Origin of the sequence: Sphingomonas sp. BK580 (genome assembly GCF_014194975.1) — a bacterium.
GTDB lineage: Bacteria > Pseudomonadota > Alphaproteobacteria > Sphingomonadales > Sphingomonadaceae > Sphingomonas.
Map to the genome: position 1 here is coordinate 1 of NZ_JACIAY010000023.1, position 11,513 is coordinate 11,513.

Consider the following 11,513-nt stretch of genomic DNA (forward strand, 5'->3'; position numbering starts at 1 on the left):
GAGCCCGCACCTTCATCTACCGGGGAACAGCCACCTGCCTCCACGTCATCGCTGATCGAGGTAGCTCGCTCCCGCGATTACCCCATGTTCGTTCAGCGGGCAGGGGAGGGGGCTCTCGCCCCTGTCGAGGGTGGATTACAGCCTGGCCACTTTCGGGTCCTTAGCTTGGCGTAAGCCGCCGTTCGTTGACCCGCGTCCGCACGGCGGCTAACGCCCAAACATCGCTACGGAGACGTCGTCACGGTCCACTGTCAGCGCCTGCTGTGGTCGGGAACGGAGGGCGAGCCGTTGCACGTAGTTTCCGGAGAGTACGCCCGCGGCGCCTTCCAGTTCGGCGGCAGGCACGGCCTCAGGGTCCGTCACCCGCCGGCGTCGTCCATCGACGCCGCAGTGCCCGGCTTCCGGCGTGCGGCCTTTCGGTTCCACGAGGTCGCCGCCGCGATCGGTCGCGATCTATAGCCGGCAGCGCGTCAGCCTCTGCACTGAGGCGTCCGGCAATTCCGATCAGCTGCCAAATCGGTAGGTGAGTACGGCCACGGCCAAGCCGACAAGCGTCATCAGTATCGGGATCAGGCGCAGACGCTCGTGCACCTTCCCGCCGATCGTCACCTTCGGTCCGCGCAGGCCCATCTCCTCGAGCGCCTTAGTCCGCAGGTCGCTGGCGGTCTTGCCGCCATCCCATTCGCACATCCCCTCGAGCCGGCGGCGGATCTTGCCGGCCAGATTGGTGTGGAACCTGTTGCCGAGCTGATGCGCGCGTAGGATTGCAACGTTCGCCATCCCAAGGCAGGCGACGACTAGGCCGAGCCATCACTGCTCCCGCAGCAGATGCCCGTCCTTGACCGCCACGCCGAGGACGGCGCCGCCCGCCGCTGTCAGGAACGTGGTCGCCGCCGCCTGCCTCGTCTCGTGCTGCCGGGCTTGGGCATACTGCTCCTTCAGGTATTCGAGCAGAAGCTGCGAAGCGTCCATTCCCTCCCCCTTCGGTCCGTCGCTCACCGGCTAGCAGCCTATCGAATCTGATCCTGCGGCCGATACTTGGGATCGGCCTTCTCGCGAACGGCGACCGAGGGCGCAAACTGCGATCCAACGGGTATGGCCCTGCGCTCGCCGCGCGGGAGATAGAGCCCGAGAAGGGAGAACCTCCTCGTCTCCTTCCATTTGAGGCGCTTGGGAAACCATTCCAGAATCCACCAGCCTCCCTTCAGCGCGTCGTGCAGCGGTCCCATCGGGTCGGGCGGCACGTAGTCGTGACGGCCGTCCTTCAGCTGCTGCCCGTGGACGAGGTGCTGGAACATGGCCCGGTCGATCCGCAGTCCGTCAGCCTCCGCCTCACGGATCATCCAGTCGAGTGGGAGCTTCGACAGCCCGCTGACCGTCTCGGGATAGCCGCCGCCGACGTCCGAGTGGTTGCCGGCGAACCACAGCTGTCTGCAGTCCTGCTTTACTGACGTCAGTGGGCGAGCGAAGGGGAATTGCACGAAGTCCTGACCGTCCATCCAATGGTTCAGCCGGAACATGCGGCGGCGCTCGTCGATCGCCATCGCGTGCCGGAAGGCCCGGACGCTCGGATTGACGCGCGTGTACGGCAGCTGCCGCAGGCTGGGGATGTAGAACCGGTCGGGCCGCGGCACGATCATCGACGCGACGGTGTCCCAAACCCCGACAAAGTGGATCGACACTGTTTGCGACCGCATTACCCGCGCGAAGTCCCAAGCGACGTGCAGGTCGTCCCGCTCGGCGGCGTGCTTGTAGGCGTTCAGCGCGAACCCCGAGAGGTTGATCTGGTCGGGACGCAGCAGGCCGACCATGTGGATCAGGCCGGCGAGGGCCCGCACGGTGTAGGCGCCGCGGCTGAACCCGAACATGAAGATCCGGTCGCCCCTGCGAAAGTTTTCGCACAGGAAGCCGTAGGCACGCAGGATGTTGTCGTCGAGGCCCGCGCCGCTCGCCATGCTAAGCACCGACACCACCTTCTGCCGGAGGCGCCCCCACGAGTTGTCGTTGCCGATCGTCCCGACCCCGGGATCGTAGAAGACGCGCTGCAGCGTCGACTGGTCCGCGATCCGGTAAAGCTTCAGCACGTTCGACAGGTCGCCCTCGACCTGGTTGCTCGTCCCGTCGCAGAGTACGACGATGTTGCGCGGCGCGCCGTCGGTCACGTTCGCGGTCGCCATGGAACCCCCGTTTTGCGGGACCGCAGCCGAGCGGCCCGCGCGATCCGGATGCTCCGCGCCGCCGCGCCGCGCGTCAAGACGGCTGTCCGAATTACTTCCTCATCGGCACCATCTCGCCGCCCGTCGTGAAAGCACGTTTTGAAGGGGGGCGATAGCCGCGGATAAATGTCTACCACGCCTCGGAATGGATGAGGATCCGCCGCATCAGCGAGGCGGAATACGCCCGCTGGTTCGACGACAGGGCGCAGCGCCTACTCAATCGCGAGAAGAAGGCCGGAAAGACCGCCTCCAACAAGCCGGGGTAGCTCAAGCTCGAGCTGCACCGTGTGACGCACGCCAGCAGCGGCCGCGATCCCTACTCAAACGCGCTTCTTTGTGAAGCACATCAGGACCGGGTGGGTCGACGGCCAGAAGCACCGGGGGGCAACCGGCACTACCAGACGCCCCGCTGGTGCATGCCGTCCTTCGCCCTCAGATCGGCATGGGCCACCTCAAATAAGAGCTCTGCACGGGCGAGGCGAACAGCGCCAAGAGCTTCATGTCGCCCGCCCAGTTTGTCGACCTGTGCGCCAGTGTCACCCGGCACCAGGCCGGCCGGATCCTGTCGGCGCCCGCGCCGGCCCCCATCCGGCCGGCGCCAGCCGCCGCGCCTCCGACCGCGCTCGGCTAATGGCGGCGCAAATGGCGCATCGTCGCCGCACAATGCATTTTGCATCGGCAGCAACTGCCGTGCGCCGGCTCGCGGTGATATCTGATCTACGTCGCCTAACGATCACGGGGAATCAGCGTGCACGCATACGTCGACGAGACCGGAAACACGGGCGCCCGCCTGCTCGACGAGGCGCAGCCGCTCTTTATCACCGCCGCGCTGCTGACGCGGTCGGACTTCGACGTCCGCTTCGGCGACGAGATGCGGGCGATCGCCAGGGGCATCGGCGCGGAGGAGATCCACGCCGCGGTGCTGGGCGTCGGCAGGCTCGACGAGATCGCGCCCGAGATCCTCAAGGTGCTCCGGAGGGCTGGGCCGGCGTTCGCCATCGCGCGCGTCGAGAAGCGCTACGTCATCGCGACCAAGGTGTTCGACACGATCTTTGACGCCTTCGAGAACAAGGCCGTGCCCTGGCACGTCTACAACATACCGCCGCTTCGCATGGTGATGGTTTTCAAGGTCGCGCACATCCTCGACGAGGATTCCGCCGAGACGTTCATGGCCGCGCTGATGGAGCCGAACGACCAGAAGGCCTGGGCGAAGATGGCGGACTTCTCCCGCGCCCTCATACCCCGCGTCGCACTGATCCCCGACGAGCGCTCGCGGCGGGTCGTGGGGGAGGCGCTGCAGTGGGCGGCCGACAATCCCGAGGCGCTCGACTTCGTCCACAACGACAAGGTGGGCCGCAAGAGCCACCTCCCGAACCTCATCGGCTTCGGCAACCTGCTGAACGCGATCGAGACGCGCTCGGTCCTCTGGAACCGGCCGGTCGACGTCATCCGCCACGACCGTCAGGAGGAGTTCGCTGCAGGCCTCAAGTTCTGGCACAAGATGTATTCGAACGCGCGCGAGGACGTCGTCGAGATGCCCTTCAGCGGACGGATGGTACTGCGCCGGGTGTTCGGCAGCAGGCTGGAGATTTCGACCGCCAAGGACAGCGCCGGCATCCAGATGATTGACGTCATCCTTTGGCTGTTCTCCCGCGCTCAGCGCGAGGAGCTGCCGCCCAGGTGCCAAGCCATTCTCGACTACGTCTACTCGCGCGGCCATCTCGACGACTTCTCCTACGCGGCCGCGGCCGACCGCACCGAGCGCACGATTGAGGAGATCTACGCCGAGCCGCTGCAGCCCGGCGCCTTGGAGGGCGCGCTCGAGTTTCAGGCCGAGATCGAGGAGCGCCGGCAGGCCAGCATGGCCGAATACGCCCTACTGAACACGGCGAATGGGTGACAGCGGCGCCACCCCGGACCCGCTCCGTCGCCGGCTGTATCGACCCAAGATCATTTTCGCACTTCTTACACGCAACGGTTTATGCAACAATGAGGTGTGACCCGGCCCGCGCGCATCGAGGATCCTCATCTCGCCGACCTGGTGCGATCGCACATGGAGGCGCAGGGACTCAGTGTCGCCCGAATCGCCGACATGGTCGCCATCGATAAATCCACCCTTAGCCGCTCGCTTAGGGCGGGTGCCTTCTCGAGAAAGGTGCGCCAGCGGCTAAGGAGCGTCGTCGATCCGGTCAGATCGGACGAACCTGTTCCGGAGTTGGTGCGTAAAGCGTTGCGTTTACTGACAGCGTCGGATAGACTGCGCGAACGCGCAGATAGACTACTGATCGAGGCACTCGACCAATCCGCCGCGAGCAAATAGGAGCATCCGCATGGCCAGCAGCAAGCAGCTTATCGCGATGATCCGCAGCCATGCGGCCGGCGACGACGACCGCTTCCTCGCGATCGCGAACCACATCGCGTCTGACGCGCGCAAGGCTGGCCACCACCGCATGGCGGACGAGATTGGCACGCTGGTCGGATCCCTGCGGGAAGAGACCGATGAGCGGCGCGTCGCCTCCCGGCCGACGATGATTGCGGCCCCGAGGGGCGAGCTCGCGTCGCTTGTGCGCGCCTCCTATCCCGAGACGCGCCTGTCCGACGTCGTACTCGCCGACGAAGTCGACAAGCGGTTGCGGAAGATCGTGCGCGAGCACCGCGAGCGCGGACTCCTCGCCGCTAGCGGCCTCCTGCCGCGGCGCAAGGTGTTGCTGTCGGGTCCGCCGGGCACTGGAAAGAGCCTGACCGCTGCGGCGATTGCCGGCGAGCTGGGACTGCCGCTGTTCACCGTCCAGCTCGACGGCGTTATCACCAAATACATGGGCGAAACCGCTGCCAAGCTGCGCATCGTGTTCGACGCCATGCAGGGCGCGCGGGGCGTCTACTTCTTCGACGAGGTCGATGCGCTGGCGACCAAGCGCGGCGCCGACAACGACATTGGCGAGGCTCGCCGGATGCTCAACTCGTTTCTCCAGTTCCTCGACGAGGAATCGTCGGGCAGCCTCATCCTAGCCGCCACCAATCACCAGGAGCTGCTGGACCGCGCGTTCTTCCGCAGGTTCGAGGCGATCGTGCGCTACGATCTGCCCCCGCCCGACCACGTTCGGCGGATCCTCACCCAACGCCTGCTGCAGTTCGACCTATCCGGCGTGCCTTGGAGCGAGGTGGCCGCGACAGCCCAGGGCCTGAGCCAAGCCGATATCGTCGCCGCGGCGGACGACGCGGCGCGCGACGCAGTGCTGGAGGAGGGAGGGCGTCTGACCGGCGCGACGATCCTGCAGGCGATTTCGGACCGGAAGCATCCGGATCGGCAGTAGCTCCATCTGGCACTCGACTAGGTCGATTGATAACCAGCTGGGATGGCTCGACACCGTCACATCATCGTCCAGGGGATCGGACGTGCGTCCGACGACTTCCAACCGCACGGCGGCGGCTCAAACCGTGTGCCCTCGGCAATCGAGAACAGGGCGGCCCACGCGGGCCGCCTGCGCGGCGATCTCGCAGATCTCTCCGGCAGTCTGCGGGACGCCCGGATCGAGCAGGCCGCGACGGGTGTTCCGGCGGGGAAGCGCGGCCTGACGGTCGCGGTCACGTCGCGCGAGGGCGAGGAGCTGGTCACCGGCACGTCGAGGCGGGCGACTAGCACCGGCATGCAGCTCCTAAACGTGCAGAGGCGGGCTAACGTCGGGAAAAACCGCGGGCACGATCGCGCCATCTATTTCCTCACCGGCAGCGCGATCGAATCGCTGGGCAAGTCGCTAACAGCCTATGCGGAATGGACGCCCGACGGCGACGACCGCCGTAACGAAGAATTCGATCCCGACACAGGGGACTCAACCAAGCGACCGCGCAACTTCTGGCTGTTCGAGAGCGCCGACGAGTTCAGGCGCGCGACGATCGAAGACCTCTGGACAGACAGGCTCGAGAACTTCCCCGGTGGTCGCGGAGAGGCCGAATGGGAGATCTGGGTGCGCGCGCCGATGGTCAACGCGTTCGAGGCCGCGGTCGACGCGCTAGGAATCGAGACGTCGGGACGCCGGTCCGAATTCGTCGACATCATGGTCTACAACGTCATCGCGACCAAGGGGGCGCTCGACCGCCTTATCAGCAGCAGCGCGGCGGTCGTCGAGCTGCGCGGGGCGTCCAGTTTCATCGCCGAGCATGCCGACCTGCCGCCGCCCGCCCGCCTCGCTCAGTATCAGGCCATCGCCGACAGGATCGTGCCGGCGCCGCCCGCTGCGCCGTGGGTCACGCTCCTGGATACAGGGGTGAACCGGGCCAACGCGCTGATATCGCCGGCTCTGCCTGCTGGACGCTGCCGCACCGTCGCACGCGCGTGGAACGCCTTTGATCCGGACGGCCATGGGACGAAGATGGCGGGCGTTGCGCTCTACGGCGACCTCGCCGACATCGCTGGCGGCACCGACGCTGTCAAGCTCGACATCGGGCTTGAGTCGGTCGCCGTGTTTAATCCCGGCAGCCCAGTCCGCATCCCAGCGCGTGACGCGATCGCGCGCGGTGTCCGAGCCGCTGAGGCGGAGGACGAGCACCGGCGCGTCTACTGCCTCGCGGCCACCGCCGTTGGCGAACCTGAGGACGGCCGCCCGACTTCAACCTCGTCCACGCTCGACAAACTGGCGTTCAATGATAGGCGCAACACAAGGCTGTTCTGCGTCGCAGTCGGCAACGTCGAGACCTCAGCCACCGCACCCTACCTCGTCTCGTCCTACGCGACGCTCAACGGGGACCACGGCATCCAGTCGCCCGCGCAGGCGCTGAACGTGCTGTCGGTCGGCGCGCTCACGCACAAGTGCACGGGACCGTCGCCGCTCGCCGACACCGGCGGACTGTCGCCACGGTCGCGCACCGCCCAGCCGTGGCGCTTCCGGCCTAAGCACCACAAGCCCGACATTGTCATGGAGGGCGGCAACCATGGCATCGATCCCGGCGGGCGGACGTCCCGCCCGCACGCCCCAGACATGGTCGCTACCACCTCCAACGATCCTACCCGCCGGCCGATCACCTTCACGGGCGACACCAGCGCAGCGTGCGCGGCCGCCTCGCGCCTCGCGGGCCGCGTGCTCGCGCGATACCCGGCCATGCGGCCGGAGACCGTGCGCGGCCTCCTCGTCCACTGCGCGGAGTGGACCGATGCCATGCAGGCACGACGGCAGAATCTTATTGCCGCCGGCGCCACCGAGGAGGAGGCGAACCTTGCAACGCTCGACTGCTTCGGCTGGGGCGTTCCCGACGAGGAGCGCGTCTTCTGGAGCGCAGACAACGCGCTGACGCTCATCGCGCAGGACACGCTCAGGCCCTTCAAGCAAGAAGAAGGACGCGGAGTCACCTTGAAGGAGATGAAGTCCTTCCGTCTGCCATGGCCGGACCATGCCCTCGGCGCCCTCGGCTCGACCGAGGTCGAGATGCGCTGCACACTGTCCTACTTCATCGAGCCGGACCTCCACAGCGCCGGGCTGCAGCGCCCGCAGCTCTACTCTTCGCACGGCCTCAGCTTCGACTTCCAGCGCTTCGAGGAAAGCGAGGCGCGCGCGGAGCGGCGGGTCAACCGCGCAGTCTTCGCGTCAGAATCCAGCGCCGCCGACAACGGCTGGGCGCTGGGCTGGCGCAAGCGCAATCGGGGTACCCTCCACCACGACGTCTGGCGCGGCCCCGCCTACCAGCTCGTCGGACGGCGGCTGCTCAATGTGGCGCCGAGCCGGGGATGGTGGGCCACCAATGCCGAAACCCCGCCTGCCAACCTCTCGGTCCCCTTCAGCCTCATCGTATCGATCCGGACACCCGAGACCGCAAACGACCTCGTGTCAGAGGTGCGGGCGATCGTCCCCGCCTCGGCGCTGGTCGACGTTCCCAGCCTGGTCAGGACGTAGCGAACCGCGCCATCACGTCGCCGTGCGTAAGGTAGGCGAGCGCAGCGACCGACGCGTCGGCGTTTTTCCGACGAGCGTCGCGCACCGCAGCGCCGAGGGTGGCGCTCCCGTTCACGAGCTGGGGAAGGCTGTCCTGGGCCACCTGGAAGGCCATCGCGTCCTGCACCGCCCAGAGCGGCGCGATCAGGCCGCCGAAGCCGGTGGCGGCGACCGCCGCGCCCCAGCCGGTGTTCATCCCCAGCATCTCCGCGCCGGCCGAGGCCTCGCAGGCGTTCAGCACGACTAGCGGACCGTCCCGGCGCCCGATTTGGATCGAGGACTGGTTGACCTCCATCAGTCCGACCGGAGCGTCCTGAAGCTCGATGCCGCCATCGTTCGAGCCGGTGTCGGCCATGCCGTGCCCCGCGAAGTGGATCATCCGAACGGGATCGGGATGCTTCCCATCCAGAAGGTCGAGGAACGCGTCGCGCGTCGGGTTCATCCGGATGGCGCCCAAGGTCGAGCAGATCCACGCGCTCTCGGCCGCGGCCGAGAGCAGCTTCTGCGCGGGATAGTCCGGCACGAAGGACAGGATGTCCCCGGCGGGGAAGGTTGGCCGCAGCGCACCGTTCGTGTTCAGCGGCCACCGGGCGACGGGATGCTCGATATAGAGGTGGTCCATCTTCCCGCCGTCGACATCAGGCTTCATCATCTCCCAGGGCACGTGGGGGTCGTCGGTGTTGAACTGGATCGCAAAGCCGCTTCCCAGGGCTTGGCGGCAGCCGAGATACGCATCCCGGAAGCCGTCAGGCGCCTTGCGCCAGATCGTCTCCCCGATCCCGCGCATCATGCGTCGGAAGCTGTCGGCCGGCAGGTCCGGGCATGACGCGAGAAGCGTGTCGGCGAACGCCTTCGCCGCGCCGCCGAGCTGCACGGTCCCGCTGCCGGTCCGGTATCCGTCCGGCCCGTAGGCCTTCCACATCCACTGCTGCTGGCCTTCCACGCCCGCGATCATGACGACGAGTGAAGGCCCCGACGCATCGGGCATCACCGTGACCACGCCCGCCGCCGCGGGAGCGGCCTTCGGCGGTGCCGGGCTCGCCCGCTCCTCCGCATTCGCGTCCTTCCGCCGCGCCTCGGCCGCCGCCAGGTCCCGCCGCATGGACCCGCAGATGCGCGTGCCGTGCAAAAAGTAGACCTGTAGCATGGCCGGCGTTCCCCGCGCGTAGTCCGGAGAGACGGTGCAGGCGAACGTGGCAGGGGTCGTGGGCCCGTATCTGCGCAGCGTGATCGAACCGGTTTCGGGCGTCACGGCCTTCAGCCAGTCGCCGACGATCTGGACCGACAGCTCGATCTCGGTCCAGTCGGCGGCGAAGCTGCCGACGTCGATCGGCTTCTCCCCGCCGGCCGAACTTGTCGTCAGGTCAACTGTTACGTCGATGACGGCTCCAGGCAACGGCTCGTCCGAACTCTCGACCGTCGGATAGCGGCTGACCTCGACCGAGTCCGGCTGCTCGTCCCCGTCGTAGGACGCATATTCGACCCCTGGACCCTCGTTACGTCCTCCTCCGCCCTTGCGGATCACGTCCCGTTCGGGATCGGCGCCGTCGCCGTCCGATTGCGCGACCTCCTCCCTCGCGACCTTGTCGAAGTAGTCGTCCTCGTCGGAGGAGTCGCTGGCACCCTCGAGGAAGGCGGCGACCTCGAGCCGGTTGGACACCTTGAACACTCCGTCGAACGCGAGAAGCTGACGCTTGGCGTCGCCGCGGCAGGGCTCGCTCGCCACTTCCCCGGAGAGGACGATCGTGTCTCCTTCGATCGAGACCTCTAGGTCGGTCACCTCGCCGGGATACCGCGCCGACAGGATCTCGGCGAGCTTGTGCTCGAGCTCTTTGACGCTCGTCCAACCGTAATCCATCATCGTTCCCGCTGCGCCTCTCTCGCCGGCCCGGACGGCCGATCCCTTCCCGATTGTCGACCGGGCGGACGTTCAGTTCAAGAAGACCGTGTCGCTTCGGAACCATCCCGTCTCAGGGCGCCGGATCTACCGTCAGGTCGATCTCCATGATTTCCTGACCGTCCGCAGGCGGAAAATGGGTCCTGTAGCCATACTTCGCCTTCGTGTCCTCATCGCCCCACGGCAGCGTCCAATCCGATGCGTAATTGAACCAGAGATCCTTCGCGCCGGGCACGCCGTAGTGGATGAATCTGGCAATCGATTCCGGATCCGGATGCTGGTGCAGCGCGCCATTGGTGGAGATCGCGATCTGATGGCAGTCAATGATCTCGATGAGCTCGCGCGACGTGTTCTTCCTGCTGCCGTGGTGGGACACCTTGAGAAGATCGAGGCGGTAGCGTCCGCCCTCCTTCTTCGCGAGAGGGGCCAGCGACGAGGTCAGCAGGTCCGGATGCGCGTCGCCCCCGAGCAGGACGCGCCGGCCCCGCCACTCGGCGACGAACGCGATGCTGGTCCCGTTCGGAAGCTCGGTGTCGATCTCGCCGTCGGCCACGTAGTCCTCGACAACGATCGGCGGTGTCACCGGCGGCCGGGCCGCCTTGCCGCCGCGCACGCCGGTCCGCGCGGTCGCGACCGTCTTGCGGTATGCATCCCACTTGAGGCGCATCGCCGTCAGATGCGCGGCGTCCGGAGACAGCATACTGACCTTCAGACCTTGGACGTCGATCGGACCGGGCGCCTGCTCTATCGTCGCAACGCCGTCCTCGAAGGGCGTGTTGAGCGGCAGGCGCAGCCGCGCGATCGCGTTCGACCAATCGTCGCCCTGCCGCATGCTGCGGACGCCCGCGCCGGCGCGCCCCATCTGCTCGAAGCCGTTATACCAGACCTGCTCCGGCAGCAGCGGACGGTTGACGTCGTCGAAGTAGGCGAGGGAGCCCTCGATATGATCGGCATCCACGTGCGAGAGCGCGTAGAGGTCCAGCTTCTCCCCGGCCTTCTTGATCGCGGCGAGCTCGTCGTGAAGGTAGGCGTACGCGCCCTTTCTGCCGCCGTCGACGACCATGTGGTGTAGCGGACCGTCGTCGCCCCAGGACAACAAGAGGCAGTCGCCGTCCAGCGCAGGCAGCATCTTCAATCTGAATGTCATCAGCCTCTTCCTCCTCCCGCACCAGCCGGCGCTCATCCGCCTTCTAGCAGACTCTTATGCTGGGTGCTGCGGATGACAGCTTTCGCGCTCGGCCTGCTTAAGGCCGCTAATCCGCAACCGGTCCAACTTCGGGCGTCAGCGAAAGTTTGAACGAACGATCGAATCCGGAATGCGCTCGGTCAGACATGAACGACCGGTTTTGGGTCTTGCAAATATGCGGAGTACAATTGGTTAGCTAGAGCGGTTTCCGGCCTTTCTGAATCATCGAGGATTCACACGGGCGCGGTTTTCTGATTCAGGCTCTGGGCCGGGTCAGGAGGCCGGCACGG

The 11,513-nt window shown here is 66.7% G+C and carries 9 protein-coding genes; 4 read left to right on the forward strand and 5 right to left on the reverse strand.

The annotated features are described in order from the left end of the window. Window positions 1–504: 504 nt before the first annotated feature. From FHY05_RS22065 to FHY05_RS22075, 3 genes are read right to left on the reverse strand one after another with little or no spacing between them, the layout of a single operon-like run. Window positions 505–780: a hypothetical protein gene (locus FHY05_RS22065; protein ID WP_183946664.1), complete on the reverse strand. Its 276-nt coding sequence runs from the start codon at window positions 778–780 to the stop codon at window positions 505–507. A gap of 30 nt (window positions 781–810) precedes the next feature. After that, window positions 811–972, reverse strand: a complete 162-nt coding sequence (locus FHY05_RS22070; RefSeq protein ID WP_183946666.1) for a hypothetical protein — start codon at window positions 970–972, stop codon at window positions 811–813. 38 nt (window positions 973–1,010) lie between these two features. Then, entirely contained in the window at window positions 1,011–2,177 is a 1,167-nt protein-coding gene (locus tag FHY05_RS22075; RefSeq protein ID WP_183946668.1) for a DUF2235 domain-containing protein, read from the reverse strand. 787 nt (window positions 2,178–2,964) lie between these two features. Between FHY05_RS22075 and FHY05_RS22080 the strand changes: the two genes are divergently transcribed. The 4 genes from FHY05_RS22080 (at window position 2,965) to FHY05_RS22095 (ending at window position 8,101) form a co-directional block, all read left to right on the forward strand. Beyond that, a complete protein-coding gene (locus FHY05_RS22080) occupies window positions 2,965–4,116 on the forward strand; it encodes a DUF3800 domain-containing protein (RefSeq protein ID WP_183946670.1) in 1,152 nt (383 codons plus the stop codon). Between the two features lie 96 nt (window positions 4,117–4,212). Further along, the gene (locus tag FHY05_RS22085; protein WP_183946672.1) at window positions 4,213–4,536 is read left to right on the forward strand and encodes a hypothetical protein; all 324 of its coding nucleotides are present in this window, start codon (window positions 4,213–4,215) and stop codon (window positions 4,534–4,536) included. A 10-nt stretch (window positions 4,537–4,546) separates the two neighbouring features. Then, on the forward strand, window positions 4,547–5,530 hold the full coding sequence (locus FHY05_RS22090; RefSeq protein WP_183946674.1) for an AAA family ATPase: 984 nt from the start codon (window positions 4,547–4,549) through the stop codon (window positions 5,528–5,530). 42 nt (window positions 5,531–5,572) lie between these two features. After that, complete coding sequence (locus FHY05_RS22095) at window positions 5,573–8,101, forward strand: S8 family peptidase (RefSeq protein ID WP_183946676.1); 2,529 nt, start codon at window positions 5,573–5,575, stop codon at window positions 8,099–8,101. Here FHY05_RS22095 and FHY05_RS22100 read toward each other — a convergent pair. Then, window positions 8,091–9,998 (reverse strand): CHAT domain-containing protein, encoded by a 1,908-nt coding sequence (locus FHY05_RS22100; protein WP_183946678.1) that lies wholly within the window; start codon window positions 9,996–9,998, stop codon window positions 8,091–8,093. The genes FHY05_RS22095 and FHY05_RS22100 overlap by 11 nt on opposite strands. Window positions 9,999–10,110: 112 nt before the next feature. Next, window positions 10,111–11,172 (reverse strand): ComEC/Rec2 family competence protein, encoded by a 1,062-nt coding sequence (locus FHY05_RS22105; protein WP_183946680.1) that lies wholly within the window; start codon window positions 11,170–11,172, stop codon window positions 10,111–10,113. Window positions 11,173–11,513 lie beyond the last annotated feature (341 nt).